Origin of the sequence: Caballeronia sp. LZ019 (genome assembly GCF_031450825.1) — a bacterium.
Taxonomy (GTDB): Bacteria; Pseudomonadota; Gammaproteobacteria; order Burkholderiales; family Burkholderiaceae; genus Caballeronia.
Window position 1 is genome coordinate 387,970 of the sequence record NZ_JARTVZ010000001.1, and the last position, 24,077, is coordinate 412,046.

General features: G+C 61.9%; 22 protein-coding genes. 10 read left to right on the forward strand and 12 right to left on the reverse strand.

Annotated features, from left to right (window positions below):
* Nucleotides 1-78: 78 nt before the first annotated feature.
* On the reverse strand, nucleotides 79-1,005 hold the full coding sequence (locus tag P9255_RS01675; protein ID WP_309768558.1) for a LysR family transcriptional regulator: 927 nt from the start codon (nucleotides 1,003-1,005) through the stop codon (nucleotides 79-81).
* Between the two features lie 121 nt (nucleotides 1,006-1,126).
* On the opposite strand from P9255_RS01675, the gene P9255_RS01680 reads away from it, so the two are divergent.
* The 7 genes from P9255_RS01680 (at nucleotide 1,127) to P9255_RS01710 (ending at nucleotide 9,648) form a co-directional block, all read left to right on the forward strand.
* Nucleotides 1,127-2,515 carry a M20 family metallopeptidase gene (locus P9255_RS01680; RefSeq protein ID WP_309768926.1) on the forward strand — a complete coding sequence of 463 codons (1,389 nt, stop codon included), beginning with the start codon at nucleotides 1,127-1,129 and terminating at the stop codon, nucleotides 2,513-2,515.
* A gap of 29 nt (nucleotides 2,516-2,544) precedes the next feature.
* Entirely contained in the window at nucleotides 2,545-3,837 is a 1,293-nt protein-coding gene (locus tag P9255_RS01685; protein ID WP_309768559.1) for an MFS transporter, read from the forward strand.
* A 9-nt stretch (nucleotides 3,838-3,846) separates the two neighbouring features.
* The gene (locus P9255_RS01690; protein ID WP_309768560.1) at nucleotides 3,847-4,992 is read left to right on the forward strand and encodes an aminotransferase class V-fold PLP-dependent enzyme; all 1,146 of its coding nucleotides are present in this window, start codon (nucleotides 3,847-3,849) and stop codon (nucleotides 4,990-4,992) included.
* Between the two features lie 123 nt (nucleotides 4,993-5,115).
* Nucleotides 5,116-6,240, forward strand: a complete 1,125-nt coding sequence (locus P9255_RS01695; protein WP_309768561.1) for a cupin domain-containing protein — start codon at nucleotides 5,116-5,118, stop codon at nucleotides 6,238-6,240.
* Nucleotides 6,241-6,256: 16 nt separating this feature from the next.
* Nucleotides 6,257-6,976 (forward strand): SDR family NAD(P)-dependent oxidoreductase, encoded by a 720-nt coding sequence (locus P9255_RS01700; protein WP_309768562.1) that lies wholly within the window; start codon nucleotides 6,257-6,259, stop codon nucleotides 6,974-6,976.
* A 36-nt stretch (nucleotides 6,977-7,012) separates the two neighbouring features.
* Nucleotides 7,013-8,248: a dienelactone hydrolase family protein gene (locus tag P9255_RS01705; RefSeq protein WP_404980241.1), complete on the forward strand. Its 1,236-nt coding sequence runs from the start codon at nucleotides 7,013-7,015 to the stop codon at nucleotides 8,246-8,248.
* A 218-nt stretch (nucleotides 8,249-8,466) separates the two neighbouring features.
* On the forward strand, nucleotides 8,467-9,648 hold the full coding sequence (locus tag P9255_RS01710; protein ID WP_309768565.1) for a porin: 1,182 nt from the start codon (nucleotides 8,467-8,469) through the stop codon (nucleotides 9,646-9,648).
* 57 nt (nucleotides 9,649-9,705) lie between these two features.
* Here P9255_RS01710 and catA read toward each other — a convergent pair whose 3' ends face one another.
* Genes catA through andAc form a run of 7 tightly spaced genes read right to left on the reverse strand, consistent with a single transcriptional unit; the run spans nucleotide 9,706 to nucleotide 15,444 of the window.
* Nucleotides 9,706-10,638, reverse strand: a complete 933-nt coding sequence (gene catA / locus P9255_RS01715) for a catechol 1,2-dioxygenase (protein ID WP_309768566.1) — start codon at nucleotides 10,636-10,638, stop codon at nucleotides 9,706-9,708.
* A 44-nt stretch (nucleotides 10,639-10,682) separates the two neighbouring features.
* Nucleotides 10,683-10,973, reverse strand: a complete 291-nt coding sequence (gene catC / locus P9255_RS01720; RefSeq protein WP_309768567.1) for a muconolactone Delta-isomerase — start codon at nucleotides 10,971-10,973, stop codon at nucleotides 10,683-10,685.
* A 13-nt stretch (nucleotides 10,974-10,986) separates the two neighbouring features.
* Nucleotides 10,987-12,123, reverse strand: coding sequence for a muconate/chloromuconate family cycloisomerase (locus P9255_RS01725; RefSeq protein ID WP_309768568.1), 1,137 nt, complete (start codon nucleotides 12,121-12,123; stop codon nucleotides 10,987-10,989).
* Between the two features lie 14 nt (nucleotides 12,124-12,137).
* Nucleotides 12,138-13,361, reverse strand: a complete 1,224-nt coding sequence (gene andAa / locus P9255_RS01730; RefSeq protein WP_309768569.1) for an anthranilate 1,2-dioxygenase system ferredoxin--NAD(+) reductase — start codon at nucleotides 13,359-13,361, stop codon at nucleotides 12,138-12,140.
* Nucleotides 13,351-13,674 (reverse strand): anthranilate 1,2-dioxygenase ferredoxin subunit AndAb, encoded by a 324-nt coding sequence (andAb, locus tag P9255_RS01735; RefSeq protein WP_309768570.1) that lies wholly within the window; start codon nucleotides 13,672-13,674, stop codon nucleotides 13,351-13,353. The genes andAa and andAb overlap by 11 nt, the downstream gene beginning before the upstream one ends.
* A gap of 9 nt (nucleotides 13,675-13,683) precedes the next feature.
* Nucleotides 13,684-14,157 (reverse strand): anthranilate 1,2-dioxygenase small subunit AndAd, encoded by a 474-nt coding sequence (gene andAd, locus P9255_RS01740; RefSeq protein ID WP_309768571.1) that lies wholly within the window; start codon nucleotides 14,155-14,157, stop codon nucleotides 13,684-13,686.
* Nucleotides 14,158-14,172: 15 nt separating this feature from the next.
* Entirely contained in the window at nucleotides 14,173-15,444 is a 1,272-nt protein-coding gene (gene andAc, locus P9255_RS01745; protein WP_309768572.1) for an anthranilate 1,2-dioxygenase large subunit AndAc, read from the reverse strand.
* A gap of 153 nt (nucleotides 15,445-15,597) precedes the next feature.
* On the opposite strand from andAc, the gene andR reads away from it, so the two are divergent.
* A complete protein-coding gene (gene andR / locus P9255_RS01750) occupies nucleotides 15,598-16,566 on the forward strand; it encodes an anthranilate 1,2-dioxygenase regulatory protein AndR (RefSeq protein WP_309768573.1) in 969 nt (322 codons plus the stop codon).
* An 884-nt stretch (nucleotides 16,567-17,450) separates the two neighbouring features.
* Here the strand turns inward: andR and P9255_RS01755 are convergent.
* Nucleotides 17,451-18,872, reverse strand: a complete 1,422-nt coding sequence (locus P9255_RS01755; protein ID WP_309789074.1) for an aldehyde dehydrogenase family protein — start codon at nucleotides 18,870-18,872, stop codon at nucleotides 17,451-17,453.
* Nucleotides 18,873-19,011: 139 nt separating this feature from the next.
* Nucleotides 19,012-20,124, reverse strand: a complete 1,113-nt coding sequence (locus tag P9255_RS01760; protein WP_309789075.1) for an AraC family transcriptional regulator — start codon at nucleotides 20,122-20,124, stop codon at nucleotides 19,012-19,014.
* Between the two features lie 245 nt (nucleotides 20,125-20,369).
* Between P9255_RS01760 and P9255_RS01765 the strand changes: the two genes are divergently transcribed.
* Both P9255_RS01765 and P9255_RS01770 read left to right on the forward strand, forming a co-directional pair.
* Nucleotides 20,370-21,713 carry a UbiD family decarboxylase gene (locus P9255_RS01765; protein WP_309768576.1) on the forward strand — a complete coding sequence of 448 codons (1,344 nt, stop codon included), beginning with the start codon at nucleotides 20,370-20,372 and terminating at the stop codon, nucleotides 21,711-21,713.
* The gene (locus P9255_RS01770) at nucleotides 21,713-22,291 is read left to right on the forward strand and encodes a UbiX family flavin prenyltransferase (RefSeq protein ID WP_404980242.1); all 579 of its coding nucleotides are present in this window, start codon (nucleotides 21,713-21,715) and stop codon (nucleotides 22,289-22,291) included. Before P9255_RS01765 ends, P9255_RS01770 begins: the two co-directional genes overlap by 1 nt.
* Before the next feature lie 68 nt (nucleotides 22,292-22,359).
* Here P9255_RS01770 and P9255_RS01775 read toward each other — a convergent pair whose 3' ends face one another.
* Entirely contained in the window at nucleotides 22,360-23,277 is a 918-nt protein-coding gene (locus P9255_RS01775) for an ABC transporter permease subunit (protein WP_309768578.1), read from the reverse strand.
* On the reverse strand, nucleotides 23,274-24,056 hold the full coding sequence (locus tag P9255_RS01780; RefSeq protein WP_404980243.1) for an ABC transporter ATP-binding protein: 783 nt from the start codon (nucleotides 24,054-24,056) through the stop codon (nucleotides 23,274-23,276). Before P9255_RS01780 ends, P9255_RS01775 begins: the two co-directional genes overlap by 4 nt.
* Nucleotides 24,057-24,077 lie beyond the last annotated feature (21 nt).

The window sequence follows — 24,077 nt, forward strand, 5'->3', positions numbered from 1 at the left end:
CAATTCGTTAGAGAAGTTGCCGATCGGCCAGCGCCTCACCGTGCGACTCCATGCCGACTTCTCCCGCCCGCACGCAGCTCATCGGCCGCGCAGTTCAGAAGAGGTCCGCTTCAAATCCGCAATGATCCACTGCAGACATTCTTCGGCCAGCGGATCGAGCTGTCTTCCGGCAAGCGACATCACCTGCAATCGCCGCTGCGTGAGCAAGGGATTATCGAACGCAATTGCGGTCAATTCGTCGCCAGCGAGTCGCTTGGCAACCGACACATACCCGGACGGCATGATCGCCTCCGGGATCGCCTGCGCAAAGCGGTATAGGGCTGCAACATAGCGACTCGTCATCATCGGCAATATCTCTATGCCTTCGACATCGCACGCGATATCGAATAACTGACGATTGGTTGTCCCTTTGTCCTGCAGCAGCACGGGAAAGGCAGTCAGATCCCTAAGAGCGATCTTCGAGCGCCGGGCGAGTGGATGCGCGCGATGCATCAGCGCCATTACCGGCGCGCGCTGCGTGAACTCCACCACCACACCGGCCTCCGGTTTGAAGCTGAACGCCAGCGCAATTGATGCCTCCCCCGACAGTAGCATCTGGCTCGCGCGATCGGATTGCACCACTTCGAGTTGAATCGCCACATCGGCATGATTTGCGCAGAACGCAGCCAGTGACACGGGCAAGAAATCGAACGCAAAGCCTTCGGTGCAGGCGATAGTCAACGTGCGTGCCCGCCGCCGCTCTTCGCCCTGAATCTCTTCGAATACCGCTTCCGCATCGGCTAACGTGCGCTGCGCATGACGCAGCAAAAGCCTTCCCGCATGCGATAAAACCATGCCGCGCGCATGGCGCTCGAATAAAGAAACGCCGAGATCGCCCTCCAGCTTTGCGATATGACGGCTCAAAGCCGACACAGTCAGACCAAGCTTCTCGGTCGCGGCGCTCAGTGAACCAGCCTGCGCCACCACCGAAAAATAGTAAAGCGACGGCTCAAGCAGCTTGCGCATGACAGAGTACCGGCAATGACAGAGGTTTGAGTAAAACGCAAATGTACCTTGTTTGATTGCGAATACACAAATACTTCGATAGGGCTAACCTGAATCCAGGATGACCCACACACCTCACGACATGTCCCGACAAAGCGCCCTCGCCCTCGCCCGTTCGCACTTCGACAGCGGCGATTTCTTAGCCACGCTGAGCCGCCGCGTGGCGCTCGCAACAGAAAGCCAGCGCGCCGACGCAGCGCCGCTTCTGCGCCGTTACCTCACCGAAGAAGTCGAAAGTTCGCTCGCAAAGCTCGGCTTCGTATGCGAGATCGTCGATAACCCCGTGGCGGGCATGCCGCCATTTCTCTTGGGCGAACGCATCGAGTCGCCGGACCGCCCGACCGTGCTGCTCTATGGACACGGCGACGTGATCGATGGCGATGCACGGAACTGGACGAACGATCGTTCGCCATGGCAAGTGCGAGTTGAGGGCGATCGCTGGTATGGACGCGGCATCGCGGACAACAAGGCGCAACACTCGATCAATCTCGCCGCGCTCGCGGCTGTCTTTGCCGAGCGCGGCGAACTTGGCTTCAACGCGAAGATCATCTTCGAAATGGGCGAGGAAGTCGGCTCGCCTGGCCTCAATGCGATGTGCGAAAACATGCGCGAGCGCCTGTCGGCTGACCTGTTGATCGCATCGGATGGGCCGCGCCAGCGCGCTCCAGCGCCGACGATCTTCCTCGGCTCCCGCGGCGCACTGCATTTTCGCTTGCGCGTGAACAACCCCGCCGGCGCGCGTCACTCGGGCAACTGGGGCGGCGTGCTCGCGAATCCCGCAACCGTGCTTGCCAACGCGCTCGCAAGTCTCGTCGATGGCAACGGCCGCATCCGCATCAACGGGCTCTTGCCGCCACCGATTCCGCCGCAAGTGCGCGCGCGCGTCGCACAACTCGAAGTGGGCGCGGACGAAGGCGATCCGGCGTTGTCGTCGAACTGGGGTGAGCCCGGACTCACGCCCGCCGAGCGCGTGTTCGCTTGGAACACGCTCGAAGTGCTCGCGATGAATGCGGGCAATGTGACGAACCCCGTCAGTGCGATCCCGCGTGCGGCCGAAGCGGTATGCCAGCTACGCTTCGTCGTCGGCACGGAATGGCTGCGGGCGAAAGAGCTCATCGAGCAACATCTGGCGCGCGAAGGTTTCAACGGCATCGAAGTGTCGATAGAAGCATCGGGCGCCGCGACGCGCCTGGATCCGAACGATCCGTGGGTCGCGTTCACCGAGCGGTCGATCGAGGCATCGACGGGAAAACCCGTGACGCTCTTGCCGAATCTCGGCGGCACCATTCCCAACGAATGCTTCGCCGACACGCTGAATCTCGCGACCATCTGGATTCCGCACTCGTATCCCGGCTGCCGTCAGCATGCGCCCGATGAACACGTGCTCGCACCCGTGATGCGCGAAGCGCTGCAATTGATGACCGGCGTGTTTTGGGACCTCGGCGAGTCCGACGTCCCTGCCGCGCGCTAACTCCACAACGAAACTTCGGAACGCACACCATGGATTCCACTGTCATCGAGGATCGCTCGCGGCCGCAAAGCGCGAAACCGTTGCGCCGGCTGATCGTGGCGACGAGTATCGGCAATGCGCTGGAGTGGTTCGATTTCGCCGCATACGGCTTTTTCGCGGTCACGCTTTCAAAGCTCTTCTTTCCCGCGCACGACGAGACCGTGTCGCTATTGATGACCTTCGGCACCTTCGGCCTCTCGTATGTGTTTCGCCCGCTCGGCGCGCTGGTTCTCGGACGTTATGGCGACCGGCGCGGGCGCAAGGCCGCGTTGCTGGTCTCGCTCGCGCTCACCACCGTCGGCACGCTCATCTGCGCATTGATCCCGACGTATGCGGCAATCGGCGTGGCCGCGCCCATCGGCCTGATGACCGCGCGCATTCTGATCTCGTTTTCGACAGGCGGCGAGTTCGGCAGCGGCACCGCGTTGATGATCGAGCAGAAGAGCAAGCGCAAGGCGTTTCTCGCAAGCTGGCAGTTCTCGAGTCAGGGCATGAGCACCGTGCTTGCGTCATTCGCCGGGCTTGCATTGAGCACGATGCTTTCGCCCGATCAGATCGAATCGTGGGGATGGCGTACGCCGTTCGTTTTCGGTCTGCTCGTGGCGCCCGTGGGGCTTTATATCCGCAAGCATATCGACGACACGCTGCCCGCCTCATCGCAACACACGCAGAACGCCGCACCCATTCGCGACCTGATCGCGCATCACAAGGGCCGCATCTTTCTGGCGGCGGGCATCATGGCGGTGTCCACAGCGGCGAGCTATCTGATGATCCTCTATATGCCGACGTATGCGGTGAAGCAACTGCACTTGCCGGCATCGACGGGCTTCGCCGCGACGGTCGTCACGGGGACCATCCTCATGCTGTTCACGCCGCTGATGGGCCATCTCGCGGATCGTTATGGCCGCAGCCGGATGATGGTGGTCTCCGCGATGGTGACGTTCGTGACGATCTATCCGTGCTTCGCGTGGCTGCTGTCGAGTCCGTCGTTTGCCGTGCTCATGGCGATCATGGTGCTCGCCGGCGCACTGAAAGCGATCTACTTCGGCCCGCTTGCCGCTGTGCTCTCATCGCTGTTCCCCACTTCGGTTCGCAGCACCGGCCTCGGCTTCAGCTACAACATCGGCGTGATGCTTTTCGGCGGCTTCACGCCCTGGCTCGTCACCGCGATGATCGGCGCGACGCACAATCCCCTCTCCCCGGCGTTCTATCTGATGGCGTGCGCCGTGCTGAGCCTCGCTTGCATAGCGGTCTATCACTTCAAGCTCGTGAAGCATATTTAAACGATGACCATGAATCAGGATCCTCGCAATCAGACCGGCGACTTCGGCGGCTGGCTCATGTATCACTCGGTCGGCGTCTATCCGGGCCATCGTGAGGCCATGCGCGATGCGCTCGCTTCTTTCGCCGACACATGGTGCGCCGCCGACGATACGCGCTGGGACGCCGCCCTCGCCGCGCGCGCCCGCCTGCTCGGCGACTGGGCCTCGCTCATCGGCGCGAGCGATGCTGACGTGTTCGGCGCGCAGAACGTCACCGATGCCTTCGCGCGCTATCTCGACGGCCTCGCCGATGCGACGCTGAAGAATCGCACCGTGCTCGTCGCCGCCGATTGTTTCCCGAGCCTGCACTTCCTGCTGTCGGGTCTCGCGCAGCGACGCGGCTTCGAACTGCGCACCGTGCGCGTGCGCGAGGGCGAAACCTACGTGCGCGACGAAGACTTCATCGAAGCATGGACCGACGACGTCGCGCTCGCATTGGTCACGTGGGTATCGTCGCTGACGTCGAAGCGCGTGAATCTCACTGCGATATGCGAGCACGCACGACGCCGTGGCAGTCTCGTTGCGCTCGACGTGACGCAAGGCATCGGCATCCTGCCGCTCGATCTGAACGATACGCCCTTCGACTTCGTATGCGGTTCGACGCTCAAATGGCTATGCGGCGCGCCGGGCACCGGCCTCGGCTATATCGCGCCGAAAGCGTTGCAAGGGAACGCAAGCCCGGCCGTGCGCGGATGGTTCAGTCAGGAAGACCCTTTCAACTGGGACATCGATTCGTTTTCGTACGCAAGCGACGCGCGCCGGTTCGATACGGGAACGCCTTCGGTGCTGCCCTTCGTCGCATCGCAGCCCGGCATGACGTGGCTGCGCGCGCAGCCTCCGGGAAGCGTTCGCGCACACAATCTGTCGCTCGGGCATGAACTCATCGCGATGGTCGACGACAAAGGCTATCGCCTGCTCTCTCCGCGCAACGACGACGAGCGCGGTGGCAGCATCATGGCCGAAGCGCCCGCGCATCTCGACGCCGCAAAGCTCGTCGTGCAACTGAAGGAAGCAGGCGTGTTCGTCGATTCAAGAGGCCGCACGCTGCGCTTCTCGCCGGGCGTGTGCACGACGCGCGACGGTATCGACCGGCTCGCGCAATGCCTTCCGGCATGAAGACCACGATGGTCCGTTCGCGTTCACCGCGACGCATCGGAATTGCTTGTGTGCTGACAGGCCCGCCGGCAGGCGCCGTGTATCACGCGCCGCTGTCCAACTTCATCATTCAAGCGACTCCTCATGAACTCGACCGTAACCGCATCCATTCTCGCTGACGCCGCGATCGAAGGCGTGCAAGGCTTCATCGTTCCGATGAAATGCACGGACCTTCCCGCGACGATGCAGTTCTTCATCGCGCGCCTCGGCTTTCGTCTCGACGCGATCTTCCCCGCCGACGGTCCGCGCACCGCGATTCTTTCGCGCGGCACCTTCAAAATCCGCCTCGGCCTGGACGTGAAAGACGGCCTGCAAACGCTGCAGGTGCTCTGCGACGATCCCTCTCAAACGCCCGGCGAAACGCGCGAACTCGTCGCGCCCAACGGCGTGACCGTGCGGCTCGTGCACGCCAATCCGCCGATGCATCTGCCTAAGACGCGCCAGCAACTCGTGCTTTCCCATGCGGGCGATGCCGCGCACTGGAGCATTGGCCGCGCGGGCATGCGTTATCGCGATCTGCTGCCCGAGCGTCATGGCGGTGCGTTCATCGCATCGCATATCCGTATCCTCGATGGCGGCCCGGTGCCCGATTACGTGCACTTTCACAAGATCCGCTTTCAGGCCATTTTTTGCCGCAAAGGCTGGGTGCGTCTTGCATACGAAGGACAGGGCGAGCCCTTTCTGCTGGAAGCGGGCGATTGCGTATTGCAGCCGCCGGAGATTCGTCATCGCGTGCTGGAAAGCTCGGCGGGCGCCGAAGTGATCGAACTCGGCAGCCCCGCCGAGCACATCACGATGGCCGATCACGACATGCGCCTGCCGAACACGCTTTACGATGCAGATCACGATTTCAACGGTCAGAGCTTCGTGCGCCATGTCGCGAAGCAGGCGACGTGGACGCCTTGGAAATCGCCAGGCTTCATCGCGACCGATACGGGCATCGGCCACGCGACGAAGGGTCTTGCAGGCGTGCGCGTGGTGCGTCCGGCGAGCGCCGGCCAGCAAGCTGCGCGCATGCACGACACCGAGTTCTGCTTCTTCTTCGTGCTCGCGGGTAGCGTGGACGTGAGCGCAAACGATCGGCAATGGCATCTGGAAGCAGACGACAGCATCGCGATTCCGGGCCAGCTCCGCTATGCGTTCGATAACTGCAGCGCCGACCTCGAACTACTCGAAGTGACCTTGCCTGCGGATTTCTCGCTAGCCTGAGCTTATCGAAATGACAATGTCCATGATCGATCACACGACCGTCGCTTTTGTATCGGGCGCCAATCGCGGACTCGGCGCGCAATTCGTCGCGCGCCTGCTCGCACGCGGCGCGGGCAAGGTGTACGCCGCGTCGCGTACGGGCGATACTGCGATCCACGATACCCGCGTTATTCCCATCGCACTCGATGTGACTGACGACGCCAGCGTCGCGTGCGCCGCGAGCCTCGCCGCGGATACGAATCTGCTCATCAACAACGCCGGCGTCAATCGGCAATCGGGGTTCTTTGCCGACGATGCGATCAACCATGCACGCGCCGAACTCGAAGTCAATTACTTCGGCATACTTCGCATGGCCCGCTCATTTGCGCCTGCCCTGAAGACAAACGAAGGCGCGATCATCAACGTGCTCTCGATTCTCGCGCGCACGGCGCTTCCCGCGATGGGCTCGTTGTGCGCATCGAAGGCAGCGGCGCTGCGCCTGAGCGAATCGCTGCGCGCCGAACTCGCGCCTCTTCGCGTGCGCGTCATCGCGGCGCTTCCCGGCGCGATCGATACGGACATGAGCCGCGATTTCGCTGGCCCCAAACTCTCCCCGGCCGAAGTTGCCGATGCCGCGCTCGACGCGCTCTCGGGCAGCGCGAGCGAAATCCTTATTGGCGCGATGGCGCAGCAGCTTGCTGCGGGTCTCGCCACGGATCGCGCCGCGACACAGGCCCAGCTTCATTCCACTTTTTAGCCGCGTTCATCGACGGAGACGACATTGGGTTCCTACATCGACATCGACATCGACATCGACAGTAATGATGGCCAGCGCTTTCGCGCTTATCAGGCCGTGCCTGCGCAGGGCTCGGGGCCGGGCCTCGTGCTGCTGCAGGAAATTTTCGGCATCAACGGCTATATGCGCGCCATGGCCGACCGCTTCGCTGAAGAGGGGTACGTCGTGCTCGTTCCCGATCTGTTCTGGCGAATGAAGCCGGGCGTCGAACTCGGCTACAGCGAAGCGGATTTCAACGAGGCACTAGGCCATAACGAGCGGCTCGACATCGATCTCGCCATCGCAGATATCGGCTCGACCATCGCCGCATTGCGCGCATTGCCGATGCAGTCGGGCAAGGTCGGCGCGATCGGCTATTGCCTCGGCGGCAAGCTTGCGATGCTTGCGGCCGCACGTCTGGAGTTAGATTGCGCGACGAGTTATTACGGCGTCGGACTCGATGCGTATCTCGACGAGATACCGAATATTCGCTGTCCGATGCTTTTTCACTTCGCGGGCAACGACGCATTCTGCCCGCCGGAAACACGCGAGCGTCTGCAGCAAGCGTTTGCAGCCAATCCGCGCATCGCGGCCCACGTGTATCCGGACTGCGATCATGCGTTCGCCACGCCCGAGCGGCCCCATTACGACAAGCCTGCCGCTACCATGGCGTACTCGCGCACGGTCGCGCTGCTGCGCAACGTGCTCGGTCCGATTCACGATCTGAACGCGCTGTGGGAACGCCACTGCTATTACGAATTCGCCACGCGAGACGTCGATGCGATCATGCCGACGATGGTCGCCGAGCCCTACGTCAACCACGTCCCGACGATGACTGGCGGCGTCGGTCACGATCAGTTGAAGCGGTTCTACAAATATCACTTCGTTGCTGCGAATCCCGAGGACACGAAGCTCATTCCGGTCTCGCGCACGATCGGCGCGGACCGCATCGTCGATGAATTCGTGTTTTGCGCCACGCATGATCGCGAGATCGACTGGCTCTTGCCGGGACTGGAACCTACGGGCAGGTACTTCGAGGTGCCGATGCTCGCGGTCGTCTGCTTTCGCGGCGACAAGCTCTACAACGAGCACATCTACTGGGATCAGGCTTCCGTGCTCGTGCAGATTGGCGTGCTCGATCCGACCGGCCTTCCCGTCGCCGGCATTCAGACAGCCAAGAAGATGATCGATGAAACACTGCCGACCAATACGCTAATGCGCAATTGGGAATCGAGCGAAGGCAAGCCGGTCTGAAGCGATCATCGAAGCCGATCGTACAAAGCGCGCTGTCCATCGGGCAGCGCGCTTTTTTTTTATCGACGCACCAACACAGCACGAGCCTTGCGGTTCCTGCAAACCCGTATTGATAGATTGCGAATACGCGAACGAATAAGGCTCGGTACTGTTACGTGACGGAATCGACATGCATTCCGTTCGAGCTTGCGAAGACCCACAATCACTCATCATTCGTTATGCCAATGAACAGAAAAGCGATCTCCTGCGCTGCGTTTCTCGCTGCATGCGGTATCGGGCAGGCTCATGCCGCGTCCGTCACGTTGTACGGTCTCATCGACTACGGTGTCAACTATCAGAGTAACAGCGGCGGCGGCCGCGTGATCGGCGGATCGAGCGGCATCATGCAGGGCTCGCGCTGGGGCTTCAAGGCCAATGAAGACCTGGGCGGTGGTCTTGCGGCTATCTTCCAGCTCGAGAACGGCTTTGATGCCGGCAACGGCAGATCGCTGCAGGGCGGCGCGCAGTTCGGACGGCAAGCGTGGCTCGGCCTTTCCAGCAACGCGTACGGTACGGTCACGCTCGGACGTCAATACGACTCGCTCGTCACATTCGTCGAAACACGCATGAATTCTTCGAATTACGGCGGCGGCACCACCGCGCATCCGGGCGATCTCGACAACCTGAACAACAGCAAGCGCGTCAACAACTCGATCAAGTACATGAGCCCAAGTCTGGGCGGATTCACGTTCGGCGGCGTCTACGGATTCGGCGGACAGGCCGGCGACTTTTCGCGCAACCGGATATGGTCGACGGGCATTGGTTACGACTATGGCAACTTCTCGGCGGGCGTCGCGTACATGAACGTGCGCAACCCGAACCAGTCGTTCTTCACAGCCACGCCGACCAACGTATCGGGTACGAACCTGAACAACATGACGGCAAGCCCTGTTTATAGCGGCTATGCATCGGCGCGAACGTATCAGGCCATCGCTGCGGCCGGGCGCTATACGATCGGCCCGGCGACCATCGGGCTCGTCTATAGCAACGTGCAGTTCAAGAATCTCGGCGATACGTCCTCCGGTTCGAACCCGCTTCGACTTTCCGGCACCGCGAAATTCGACACTGCTGAGGTCAACGCCACGTATTACTGGACGCCTGCGTTGCTGAGCGAACTGGTGTACAGCTATACGCGCGGATCGGGCGTGGGAAGCATCGGCAGCTCGCACTATAACAACGTGTCGCTGTCGCTCGACTATTACCTCTCGAAACGCACCGATGTATATATCATCAGCAGCACGCAGTTTGCAGACGGCACGGACTCGACAGGACGGCCCGCGCACGCCACGCTCAATGCGTTGACGGCATCATCGTCGGATCGGCAAACCTTCGTGCAGTTGGGCATCCGGCACAAGTTCTGAGGCTGCAAAGACAGAACCCCCGCGCGAGGCGGGGGTTGTTCGATACATCGATCTTCTTCAAGCGACCGCTGCGCGATCCCGCTGCACGATCTGATTGTCCTTGCCCTGCACCAGCGGCGTCAGCCTGAAGTCGAATTCGATTTCCTTGTAGTCGTCGGCCTTTAGGCCCAATGCGTTGCCGCCGCTTTTCTCGACAACATGCGGAATGAGATCTTCACGCGTGGCGTAGGCGAAGTCATCCCAGATCAGTGGATCGCCTTCGATGTTGATCTGCGTTGTCAGCTTGCGGCAGCCGTCCGCGCTCACGAAGAAGTGAACATGCGCCGGACGGTTGCCATGCCGGCCGAGCACGTCGAGCAAGTGCTGCGTCGCTCCTTGCGGGGGACAGCCGTAACCCACAGGCATCAACGTGCGGAACTCGTACTTGCCATCTGCATCCGTTCGCACCGCGCCGCGCAGATTGAAGTCGCTTTGCGCGCCGGTCGGATCGAAGTGCGAATAAAAGCCCTTCGAATTGGCATGCCAGCATTCGACAACCGCATTCGCAAGCCGCTTGCCGTCCGGTCCCGTGACCGTTCCGCGAATGACGAGCGGACCCGCGTTTTCATCGGCATCGAGATCGATCTTCGATACCCCTTCCCGTACCGCCGCACCCGCGACATACAGCGGGCCTTCGATAGTACGCGGCGTGCCGCCGTTGATCTCCGTCTCGCGATCTTCCGCATCCATGCGAATATCGAGGAGCTTCTCGAGGCCAAGGCCCGCCGCGAGCAAGGCTGCCTCACCGTCCTTGCCGAGCCGGTTCAGATAGTTCACGCCCGCCCAAATTTCATCCGGCGTCATGTCGAGATCGTCGATCGCCTTGAACAGATCGCTTAGCAAGCGATGCGTGATTTCCTTAGTGCGCGCATTGCCTCGATCGCCGCCAAGGTTCGCCGCCGCTTGCAACAAGTTCTGGACTTCATCGCTTTGAAATACTTTGACGCTCATGATTCATGTCTCCGTTCGTATGTGGGAATTCATTTTTCTACCGCTCAACCGTCGTCGTCCCTGATGGATGACGGATGGCGACACAACGGCGTCACCGATATCTTCATGTACGGAAACAACGGCAACGCGATAAGAATCTCGTGCAGTTCCGCATTGCTTTCGACATCGAAGATGCTGTAATTCGCGTACTCTCCGGCAAGCCGCCAGATATGACGCCACTTGCCGCTGTGCTGAAGCGCCTGCGAATAGGCCTTCTCTCGTGCCTTGATTTCATTGGCGACATCAGCAGGCATGTCGACGGGAATGTTCACATCCATTCGTACATGGAACAACATCGCTCATATCCTCTCAACGGGTGACTTTCATCAGGCCATCGCGCGTGAACCGCTTGACCACGGCTTCATCAAGTTCGATGCCGAGACCGGGGCCGTCCGGCACCGTCAGTTCGAAGTCACTGTAATCCAGAGGCTTCGTCAGAATTTCTTCGGTAATCAGCAATGGCCCGAACAATTCGGTGCCCCACTGCAGGTTCGCGAAGCTCGCAAACAGATGCGCCGATGCGACCGTGCTGAACGCGCCTTCGAGCATGGTGCCGCCATATAGCTCGATGCCCGCGGCATCGGCTATGGCTGCGACACGCTGCGCCGCAAAAAGTCCGCCGCTCTGCTCGATCTTGATCGCGAACACATCGGCGCCGTCGTTCTTCGCAATCTCGAACGCGCTGTCCGGCCCTTGCAGGATTTCATCGGCCATCAATGCGACGGTAAAACGCCGCGTGAGACGCGCCATTGCCGCGGGCGATGCGACCGGTTGCTCGACCAGTTCGCAGCCCGCATCGGCCAGCGCGGGGATTGCCCACGATGCCTGCGTCTCGCTCCACGCCATGTTCACATCGACGCGCACGGCCGCGCGATCACCGAGTTCGCGCTTGATCGCGGCAACGTGCTCGATATCGGTTTTGATCGGCTTGGCGCCGATCTTCAGCTTGAAGATGTTGTGGCGGCGTGCTTCGAGCATCCGGTGTGCTTCGGCAATATCGCGCGCCGTATCGCCGGATGCGAGCGTCCATGCAACCGGCAGACGATCGCGCCGGCGCCCGCCAAGCAGTTCGCTGACCGGCACGCCCAGGCGCTTGCCTTGCGCATCGAGCAATGCCGTCTCCAGCGCGCTCTTCGAGAAGTGATTGACCTTGACGAGCTTGCCGAGATGCGCCATCAATGCCTGCACGCGCGTCGCGTCGCGGCCGATGCACGCAGGCGCGAGATAAGCATCGACCGCGAGCTTCATCGATTCGGGGCTTTCGGGTCCATACGCCATGCCTGCGATGGTCGCGCCTTCGCCGATGCCCACGATTCCATCGCTGCAGAACACCCTGACGAGCATGAGCGTCTGTCCGTGCATCGTCGCGACGGAGAGCTTGTGCGGGCGTATCGTCGGCAAATCGACGAGACGCGTTTCGATACGTTCGATGATCGCTGTAGTCATTTCGTGGCCTTTGTTCATGCGGCAAGCAGCGTGCGCAATGGCACGGCGGTGTTGCGAAGCGCGTCGATACCGAGTGGCTTGCCCGCTGCAAGCAGCCGCTTGCATGCGCCCATGTCGCGGCCCGCATTGACGGCGGCAACGGCGGCCAACGCGCCCGAATCGTTCAACGCGAGCACGCAGAAGGAACCCGACGACGGATCACCGCGCAGCACGCTCGTATGCGCGGCATCGAAGAGGCCGAGCGTCTGCACGTTGCACTCGTACTGATCGGACCAGAGCCACGGCGTCTCCGCGTAACGCTCTTGTGCGCCGAGCATGTTCGCGGCCGCGACGACCGGCTGGTTCTCGGCGACCTGCCACGATTCCACGCGCACATGGCGCTGCAGCAGCGGGTTGAAATGCATCGTGACCTCGCCTGCCGCGAAGATCGCGGAATCATCGGTTCTGCATTGCTCATCGACGACGATGCCGTTGCTCACCGCAAGCCCCGCTGCCTGCGCAAGCTCCACGTTCGGCACGACACCGATGCCGATCACGACGATGTCCGCCTCGATATCGCCGCGATCCGTCTCGACGATCGCGTGACCCGCACCGCGTCTCACGGCGAGCGGCTTCGTAGCGAGCCGCATGTCAACGCCTTTGCCGCGATGCAGCGCGTGGATGAAGTCGGCGACCTCGCGCGGCATCGAACGCACGAGCAGCCGTTCAGCAGGCTCGACGAGCACGACCGCGCAGCCGGCCTTGATCGCGGACGCCGCCACTTCGAGACCGATGAAGCCGCCGCCCAGCACCGCCACGCGCTTGCCCGGCAAAAGCGCCGCGCGCAACGCGCGTGCATCGTCGACGGTGCGGACGTAGTGCAGCTTCACGCCGTCATCGACGTGGCCCGGAAACGGCCGCACGCGCGATCCTGTAGCAAGCAGCAGACGCTCGTACTCGATGCGCGAACCATCGCTCAACATGACGCTTTGCGATGCGCGATCGATCGCATCGACACGCATGCCGAGCCGCATGTCGACACGTTGTGCGTCATACCAGGCGGCATCGCGAATGAAGATGCGGCGCTCACCTTCTTCCGACAGCAACGCGCCTTTCGACAGTTCGGGGCGGTCATAGGGCAACGCGCGTTCATCGCCGATCATGACGATGTGCGCATCGGCATCGCGCGCACGCAGCGTTTCGGCTGCGCGGCGCGCGGCGTGTCCCGCGCCGACGATCACATAGGGCTTACTCGACATGAATCTCGACCTGTCCATCGACGATGCGGATTGGATAGCTGCGCACCGCTTCGGTCACGGGCGCGCAGCGCGGCGCGCCGCTGCGGATATCGAAAAGCCCCTGATGCAGGGGACATTCCACGCAGCCATCTTCGACATAGCCTTCCGACAGCCGCGCGTGTCCGTGCGTGCAGAGGTCGTGCAACGCGAAGACTTCATCGCCGATGCGAAAGACCGCCACCGGCTTGTCGCCCGCGACGACCGCTGACGGCTCGCCTGCGGTGAAGTCGTCGAGCATGCCGATGGCTTGCCAGGTATTCGTCGCTTGGTCCATGTCGGCTCCTCAGATCGGCGTCGCGAGCAGCGTCTGCACGCGCGATGTGTCGTAGATCACGCGCTTGGCCTGATAACGCAGGCCGTCTTCGGTGCGCACGACCTTGTCGAAATACTTGCCCGCCTGATAGACGTTCGACTCGCCGTTGGTGCGCGTCTGAATCACGACGTAGTTGCTCTCGGTCTCGATCACGCCGTCTTCTTCACGCGTCACGGCGAGCCCCGACGTCATGTGCCGGTAGCTATGCTCCTCGAAGATATTCGCGTGCCGCAGCGACACGACGCGGTCGCGCAGCATCTTCCGGTTCGTGCAGTGGATAATCCCGACGGGCAAGCCCATGTCCGCGTTCTCCTTCGGCACGATCTCGTAGAGGCAGTCCTCCGTGAAGAGCGCGGGCCACGCTTCGAGCCTGTCGTTATCGAGCGCGTTGATGTATTGGTCCTGCAGGATGTGCAGTTCGAACCACAGCTTCATCTGTTCCATGCGTCGCCTCGCTGCTCAATAGCCCATCAGTTGCTGATAACCGACCCAGAACTTGCGGATCAGGCTTTCGGTGATGACCGTATCCTGCTGATCAGGATTGGCGCGCGACATCTCGATGACGGAAGTCGCATCCGCATCGCGCACGGTCCCGCGCTGCACGAGCTCGGTCGCTTCGGTGTCTTCCATCGAGATGTAACCGGCGGGGCCGACGAGATTCGCCTGCTTGATGCGCAGCGCGCGCAGCTCGGGCGTATCGTCCGCATAGCCGAAGAAGTGGAAAACCAGTTCGAAGTTGTTCGGCCCTTTCGGCAACAATTGGCGCGCGACCAACGTGTTGTGAATCTGCTGGATGACGAGTTGCGGGAAGATGGGCTGAATGTGGTTCGTCGTGTCTTCTTCGAATTCGGAGACGAGTCCCAGAATGGAATCGTCTTCGAGCGCGAAGCCTTCATCGAACGAACGGATGTTCTGCTGCTTGTACGCGGACGACGTGTCTTCGCCCGTCTTCGTCACCGTGATGATGCTGTGCAGGCCATGCGTCGCGTCGGGAATCGAGCGCGCCTTCATGCCGACGCGGAAGATGTTGAACGTCGTATGGAACAGATGCAGCATGCTCGCGTGGTACGGGTCCTTCACGTTTTCGAAGTAGAGCTTCCAGTTGGACTTCGAATACTGACGCGTGCAGCCGAGATATTCGATCGGCTTGTGAAAGATGCGGTCGATCCACGGGCGCATTTGCGCGCCGAGATACTCGGGCAGCGGCGCGACTTCATCGCTGAAGCTCGCAAAGACGAGGCCCTTGTAGCTATCGACGCGCAGCTTGCGCAGGCTGTGATTCTTCGGGTCGAAATCGGCGGGCATGCCGGTCATGCCCTTCTGCCCGCGCCTGAACGGCACGCCGAGCAGATTGCCGCTGTTGTCGAAGCTCCACTGGTGATACACGCAGGTATGCGATGTCGCGTTGCCGCGCGATTTGCGGCACACGGACGCGCCGCGATGCGCGCAGCGGTTGACCCACGCGGCGAGCCCGCCATCCTCCAGCCTTGTTACGACGACAGGCGTATCGCCGACGAACGTGCTCTTGTAATCGCCGGCTTTGGGAATTTCCGCTTCGAGCGCGACGAAATTCCAGGTCGGGCCGCGAAAGATGCGCTCCTGCTCGCGGTCGTAGACGGCTTGCGAGCTGAAGACTTTATAGGGCACGCGAGAGCCGTCGTCGTGCGGGAAATGAACGTGATCCGAATCGGTCGGACCTTGCGGACGAAAAGCCAGTTCAGCCGTTTCCACGGATGTTCTCCTGTTGCGGGGGCGCCGTAATCGATACGTCACGGTGTCATCGCATTTTTGAAGAGAGAGAATGGCGGGTCTATCCACCAAAAACGGCGCTGATTCACGTACTATCCAAAAACGGCGGTTTAATCTGCTTTCGCTCGCATAGCCATGTCCCCGACTTTTTTCGCGCCCGACGCGTTACGCAGCTATCGGCTTTTCGAATCTAACGATCTCGACGAGACGCGCGACCTTATCTCGCGGGTCATGCAGCCGCATGTGCTGGTGCCTTCGGGTAAGGACCGCGGGCATTCATACATGGACTTCGTCAAGCTGGGCCGCCTCGGACTCGGCGCCATTTCGTTCGGCACGTCCATGCATGTGGATGTCGAATCCGTCGATGGCTACTATCTTCTGATGTTCTGTCTGCGAGGTCACGCAGAGGTCCGCACGCTCGATGCCACGCTCGCCGTCGATCGCAATAACGCGGTGCTGTGCGCGCCGGGCCAGCCGTTCGACGCGTCGTTGTCGCCGGACTGCGAGCAATTCGTCCTTCGCATCGACGCCGACGCGTTCAGACGAGCGAGCCGTGAAGCCGGCGCGTTGCTGTCGCCGCGCATCTGCATCGACAGTCCGCCCTTGCAGGGATGGATGCAGCAGTTGCGGGCGCTCACGGGATCATCGGCTCTACTGGAAAGCGCACGTTCGAATGCGCATGTCGCCGGACACATGGAAGGGCTGTTGATCGATCTGCTTGCTTGTGCGTTGCCGAGCGAGCCGCGTGCGGCGCTTGCGCAGTCATCGCTCGCGCCTGCATTCGTCAGGCGGGCTGAAGAATTCATGCGCGCGCACGCGGGCGAGCCGTTGCAACTCGAGGACATCGCTCGCGCGGCGGGAGTATCGGCGAGGACGTTGCGCGAGCGGTTTCATATCGCACGGGGCATCAGCCCGATGCAGTTTCTGCGCGATGTCCGCATGCAGCAGGCGCGCGAGGCGCTGCTTGCGGCAGGGCCGCGGGCCCGCATCGCAGATATTGCACTAGCCTGCGGCTTCTTCCATTTGGGCCGTTTCTCGATTGCCTACGCGAAAGCGTTCGGAGAATCGCCGTCAGACACATTGCGAGAGCGAACATCTGGCTGAGAACGGCATCTACTCTGCCCCGGCCAGCAGCGTGATCATCTGAACGTCAATGGAAAAAGAAGAACTCGCTCCATTAGAGACGACGTCGGCAGACACGCATCTCCGAATTGCAGAGTCATGCACGCTTGCCATCGCACGCACAAGACGCCTGTGCTGTGTAGGCTGACGCGCCAATACGGAACGAGCGCCGAAATGCGCCTCATCAGTGCAGGCGGAATCAGCGCGAGATGTTCCCGAAGACACCGCGCTCACGTTCCAGCGTATGCGGGTATTCACCGAATGTGACCGAACTCGTTAGTGACGGTATAGCGTGTGCGTTCGTCGGTTATTTAGAGTTCTGCGCGCGCTCGCAGCCTCTTGCCGACGGACGAGAAACTCTCGGCGATGGCCGCACGCGCTGGAAAGAAGGACTTGATGTTCGACGGAAACCGCGCGTGCCTCACGAGCCGTCGCTGTGGCGCGCATACCGCGCCTTCCGCGGAGCACGCCATTGCCGCCGAGTTTAGCGAGCACGGGATCCATCAGGCGCGATGCGTCCGTAGACCCAGGGCCGCTCGCATCACGGGCTGGAGCAGGTCTGCCCTGCGTCCCTACAGTTCATACGCTCGTCGGCAGCGTGCCCGGTTGCACGCAATAAGGTGACCCATATCGCTTCGCCCAATGCTCAAGCGTCAGATGCAGGTTCGGAGGCGCTAACTGAAAAGAGATTGCCGATAACGGGCAGACCCGGCAGATCCTTGACGCTACGCAGCGCGCCGCTGGCGCCATGCTGAAGGCAGGGCACCACTCACCTCCATACCTCAGATTCGACGTGTCCGAGAACAGACGATAGAGCGTCGGGCGGGATCGGAAAAAAGGCGCGTCGTCCGACGCGCCTTCGTTCATCAGAGTTCCGCCAGCTTGTCGAGCGGCGGCACCGGTCCCTCGTTCGCCAGCAGCGCGCGCTTTCTCACGTAGCGCATGATGCTGGTCGAGCCATAGCGCGATCCGCCCATGCCCGACTTCTTGAACGCAGTCTTCTCGCCGGCGAACATCATCACGCGCGGCAGTTCGGTATCGTTGATGCTCACGCCGCCCGCTTCCATCTTCGTCGCGAAGTCGCCGGCCGTGTGCGTGTCCGGGCCGAATACCGCGCCGCTCAGGCCAAACATCGAATCGTTCATCAGGCGCTCGGCTTCGTCCGGGGTCGAGAAGCGCATGACCGGCACCACAGGCCCGAAAGTCTCGTCCGTCATCAGCGTCATCTCGTGCGTCACATGGGTGACGATGGTCGGATCGATCCACACGGCGCCGTTCACCGTCTCGCTCTTGCCGCCGAGCACGATCTTCGCGCCCTTCGCGAGCGCATCGTCGAGTTGTGCATCGATGATGGACGCCTGCTGACCGAAGATCATCGGGCCGTAGTGACCGCCGTCGCCCGCTGCGTGACTGCGCTTGAGCGTCTGCGCTTGCGTCGCGAGTTCGGCGACAAGCGCATCGTGGAGCGAGTCGTGCGCGTACACGCGTTCGATCGCATAGCAAACCTGACCCGAGTTATAGAGCGCGCTGCGCAAAATGCTGGTCGCCGCGCGCTTCACGTCCGATCCTTCGAGCACGACGGCCGCATCCTTGCCGCCGAGTTCGAGGAACGCGGGAACAAAGGCTTGCGCCGCCGCTGCCGCGATTTTCTGGCCCGTCGGCACGCTGCCGGTGAACACGACGGCATCCGATTGCGCCACGATCGCCGCGCCCGTTTCGGCCGCGCCCTGCACGAGATTGACGATGCCCTTGAGCGCCGGCACCGCATCGAGCGATCGCTTGAGCGGTTCGACGAAGCGAGGCGTGACTTCGCTCGGCTTGATGACGACGGCCGCGCCCGCGACAAGTGCGGGAATCGCATCGATGAAGGACAGCACGAGCGGGAAATTCCACGGGCTGATGACGCCGACCACCGGATACGGCGCATACGTCACCTTGAATACGACATCGGGATGCGCTTCGAGCTTGCGGAACGGCGTGGCGAGCACTTCGGGTGCGGCATCGCAAAAGCCGTGGATGAAGTGAATGACCGCGCCGAGTTCTTCCTCGGAAATGCGGCGGCGCGCCGTATCGACGGACAGCGCATCGACGATTTCCTGGCCGTTCGCCTCGAGTTGCGCGGCCCATTCGCCGAGCGCCTTCGTGCGATGTTCGAGTCCGAGCGCGTTCCATGCGCGCTGCGCATCGCGTGCCTGCGCGATCACGCGCGCGACATCGTCCGTGGATGCCGCATTGAATTCGTAGTCGTGTTCGCCCGTGCGCGGATTGCGTACCTTAATTGACTTCATCGTGTTTCCGGTCTGTTGTCTGCCCGGTAATTGGGCGGTTGTCCAAAGTAAGGACGATGCTAACAACAGATATTTCGACACGGCAGCCACGCGCGCCGGATGCGGCCGATTTCCTACAACTGAGAGCGTTGTTCCGATATCAACGCTTGTCCGCGGTATCCGTGTTGTGCGTTTCGCTTCTTGCACGCGCGGCTTCCGGTGCATCGCGCTGCTGCGTGGAAGGACTCGCGAGACGCCGCGCATCTTTCGGCGCGAAGCCGAAGTAGTCGCGAAACGCCGCGGTGAAGCTCGTCTGATGCTGATAGCTCGTCGCAAGGGCGACTTGTCCAACGGGCAAGCGCTCGTTGACGAGCAATCGCAATGCATGATTCATGCGGCACCGATGCCCGTATTCGAAGATCGTCATGCCATATAGAAACTTGAAACCGCGCTTCAGCTTCGACGCATTCGTGCCAACGGCGCGCGCCAGTTCCGGAATCGTCGGCGCGACGCGCAAGTCCGCGACGATCATCCGCTGCGCCTGTTCGATCAGCCGAAGATCGCGCGCGGAAAGCGTCTCGCCCGGCGAATCGTCGCGCAGATGCGCGAGCCACATTTCAATGCACGCGCACAGTATTTCGTTGCACTTGCCTTCGAGATAGAAAAGCTGACGCGCACCCTTGTACGGCGATGCCAGCAATTGCTCGGCAATCTGCAGCGCGTCGACACTAAAGGGCATCTGCCGGTTGTAGATCTGATCGCGATCGATCGACGCCAGCTCCGCGCGAATCTTGTCGGCCTCGCCCCCGAGCGCATGCACGAGGCGGTCGAAATAGCGCCGCGTCACATACATGCCGACCGATTGCCACGGCCCCGGCCCGCACGTCACCTGATACTGCACGTCCGCGCCCTGGCTGCACACGAGGAGATTCGGCGCGTTGACATGCAGATGCCCTGTATCAGAGAAGTCAACGCTCGCCGGTCCGGCAATCGAAAAATGAAACTCGACGAAGCCTTCGGGAAGGATCTTCTCCGAGCGGCTATGCGCATAGTTGCAGTCCGATACGACGAGATAGATTTCGTCGCGGATGCTCGCCATCTTCCACACGCCCTCTTCCGCACCGCCTGGCACCGTGACGGTTCCGCCGTATAAGCCGAACTCCGGAACGCTCACGCAATCGGGCTGCACGCGCAGCTGATAGAACGCTTCGGTGAGGCGTGCCTGCCGGCCTGCGAGCGCATTCCTGAAGAGTCCAGCGTGTGAATCGGTCATTCTGTCTCCTGGCCGTTGCGTGCGGCACTACTGCCTGGACGCGCGCTCGATCATTCATGAACCTGCATTATGGGTCGCCAAAAGTATCGTGGCGACCCGAGCGCGATGCATCGACGGACCCGGCGAAAAAAACCGCTTCTCCTATGATCGCGGCTTCTTTGCGCATCCCGGCAAAAAATGCCGCGGGTATAAGAAAGCCACAGGCGCGCAGTCCGCGCTCATCCCTCGTCATGCCTTCTTTCACGATGAAACACTACCTCTCCCGGCTGCGCGCACGCGGCGACTTGCTGACCGTCACGCGCGAAGTCGATCCGCGCTTCGAAGCCGCCGCCGTCGCGCGACGCCTGCAGCGCGAAACAACGAAGCCCGTGCTCTTCGAAAACGTCCGCGGCAGCAAGCTGCCCGTGCTGCTCAATCTCTATAGCGATCACGACCGTCTGCGCGAAATTATCCGCTGCGCGCCGGAAGAGACGTTCTGCGCGCGTCTGGATCGCGAGATAACGCTTGCATCGACTCTCGACAACACTGTCGAACATGTGCCGATGCCATCGGACTGGATCACCGGCAAGCTGTCCGACCTGCCGATCCTCACGTATCACGAACGCGACGGCGCGCCGTACATTACCTCGGGCATCTTTCTCGCAAAGGACCCGGATACTGGCGTGCCGAACCTCTCGTTCCATCGCTCGATGGTCGTCTCCGACGACGAACTGCGCATTCGCCTCGGCAGCAGTCACGACCTCGCGCAGTACCAGTTGCGAGCGGAAGCGCGCGGCGAGGCGCTCGAAGCCGCCATTCTGATCAGCGCGGCGCCCGAGCTGTTCATCAGCGCGTGCGTGTCGCTGCCGCCGGAAGGCGACGAACTCGCGCTCGCCGCGGCCATTCGCGGCGGCCCGCTCGCGATGCGCCGCGCGCTTACCGTCGACCTCGACATTCCGGTGGCCGCCGAGATCGTCATCGAAGGCCGTATCCTGCCGAACGAGCGGCGTCCCGAAGGTCCGTTCGGCGAATTCATGGGCTATTACGTCGAAGTCGGCGACAACCATGTGTTCGAAGTCACGCATGTCGGCTGGCGTGAAGGCGCGGTGTTTCATGGCCTCATTTGCGGGTCCGACGAAGACCTGCGACCGCTCGAAGCGGCAACGGCCGCACGCATCTACAAGACGATATCGGCGCAGGTGCGCGGCGTGCTGGACGTCACGTGCAAGCCCACGGTGATGAATACGATCATCAAGATCGACAAGCAATACGACGGCCATGCGCAACACGCGCTCCTCGCCGCGCTCGGCTCGCATCTCGACTACAACAAGCTGTGCATCGTCGTGGACAAGGACATCGACATCTACGACATGGACGAGGTAATCTGGGCGTTCCTCACACGCGGGCGCGCGGACACGCGCACGATGGTCATCGAAAACGTGCCTGGCTTCTATCGCGATGCCCACAAGGATCACTGGGGACGTCTCGCCATCGATGCGACGAAGCCCTGGGGCCGCGAAGCGGAGTTCGATCGCAAGTCGATTCCGGGCGTCGATACGCTCGTGCTCGAAGACTATCTGCCGCAAGCCGTCGCGCGGGCGTTGCGATGATGGCGCAACGCCCACGCCGTATCGTCGTTGCGATCACGGGCGCGACGGGCGCCGCCTATGGCGTGCGTCTGCTCGCGGCGCTGCGCGAACGCGCGGTGGAAACGCATCTCGTCGTCTCGCGCGCCGGATGGCTTACGCTGCATGACGAGATGGCGCTCGATCGCAACGCGATGCGTGCGCGCGCCGACCAGTGGCACGAGCCGAACGAGATCGGCGCGACGCTCGCGAGCGGATCGTTCCAGCATGACGGCATGGTCATCGCGCCGTGCTCGATGAAGACGCTCGCGGCCATCGCGCACGGTCTCGACGACAACCTCGTCACGCGCGCAGCCGATGTCACACTGAAGGAGCGGCGCAAGCTCGTGCTGCTCGCGCGTGAAACGCCGCTCACGCTCGCGCATCTGAACAACATGACGCTCGTGACGCAGATGGGCGGGGTAGTCATGCCTCCGCTGCCGTCGTTTTATGCAAAGCCTGGCAGCATCGACGAACTGGTCGATTACACGGTGCAGCGCGTGATCGATCAGTTCGGCCTCAACGACGACCACGCCTACGCACGCTGGCAAGGCTTGCGCTGATCGAGGCGCAATGCACAAGGGCCGCTCGAATCTCCCGGGCGGCCCTTCTTTCTCGAGCGTTCGCAGCGTCAGACCTTCGCGCCCACCGGCTCGAGCTTTTTCTTCGACGCGCCGCGCTTCTTGCGCGTCGCCATCGACAGCAAAGTGCCGAGCACGAACAGCGCCGTCACGAGTTTGAGGTCAGATGGCTGGAACCCGAGCGCGAGCACGACGGAGATCAACTGGAAGTAGATGATCGAGCCAATGACCGGCGCGATCACCTGCCGCGTCATCGAGCGATTGCCGATCACCGCTTCGCCGAGCAGCAGCGCAGCGAGTCCGTTCACGAGCACGCCGAAGCCCATATTCACGTCGGCGAAACCCTGGTTCTGCGCGAGCATCGCACCGCCCATCGCGGCAAACAGGTTCGCCAGGCCGAGACCGACGAGTGTGTACACCTTCACGTTGATGCCCTGCGCCTTCGCCATCGACGCGCTAGATCCGATCGCGCGCATCGCGAGTCCATGCTCAGTGCCGAGGAACCACAATACGCACGCGGCTATCGCCACGTCGATCACGCCGAGCATCGCGATACGCGGCAGATAGCCGCCGCCATCGCCGGGAAGCCATGAGAACACGCTGGGAAACGCGAACAGCGCGGCATTCGGCTGGCCCATCACGCGGATATCGATCGAGTAGAGCATCGACAACACGAGAATGCCGCACAGGAGCGTGTTGACCTTCGCCTTCTCGTGGATATAGCCGGTGACAATTCCCGCGAGAAAGCCCGCCAGCGCGCCGCCGAGCAGGGCCATCACCGGATTGAGGCCGAGCATCAGCAGCTTCGCGCACACGCACGCGCCGAACGGAAACGCGCCCTCGCCCGTCATGTCGGCGAAGTTGAGGATGCGAAACGGGATCATGATCGCAATCGCGATCAACGCATAGGTCAACCCTTGCATCAGGCCGACCGGGACCAGATCGACAAAACCACTCAGGAAGTTCATGCGTTCACCGTCACGGCCGTCGCCGGCTCCTCGTTGAAGTAGGCCATCAGCTTCTCGATGGTCATCGCGCGCTTCGCGTCGCCGGACAAATCGCCGACGATGCGTCCGTCGCGCATCATGATCAGGCGATTGCCGAAGTCGATGGCGTGCTGCATGTTGTGCGTGACCATCATCGTCGTGAGGCTCTGCTCGCGCACGACCTGCTCGGTCACGCGCATTACGATGGCCGCCGTGCGCGGATCGAGCGCGGCCGTGTGTTCGTCCAGCAGCAGCAGTTCGGGGCGCTGCAGCACGGCCATCAACAGCGACAATGCCTGACGCTGGCCACCCGACAGCAGTGACGCCTTCGTCTTCAGGCGCTTTTCAAGCCCGAGGTCGAACGACGCCATGCGGTCGCAGAATTCCTTCGACAACGCGCTCGTGAGCCCCAGCCCGAACGATCGCTTGAGGCCGCGCCGGTTCGCCACCGCGAGGTTCTCTTCGAGGCTTAGCGCCGCAGCGGTTCCGACCGACGGGTCCTGGAACACCCGGGCGATATGCCTTGCGCGCTTGTGCGTGGGCAGCGGCGTCACATCGCGTCCGTCGATCACAATCGCGCCGCTGTGGGGCGTGACTTCCCCTGCAAGCAGATTGAGGAACGTCAACTTGCCCGCGCCGTTGCCGCCCACCACGACAGCGAAGTCGCCGGCGAACAGCTTGAGCGATACATCCGACAACGCGATGCGCTCATCCACGGTGCCGGGGTGAAATGTCTTGCAGATCTTCTCCGCCGACAGCATGGGAATGTGGCGCTCGCGCAT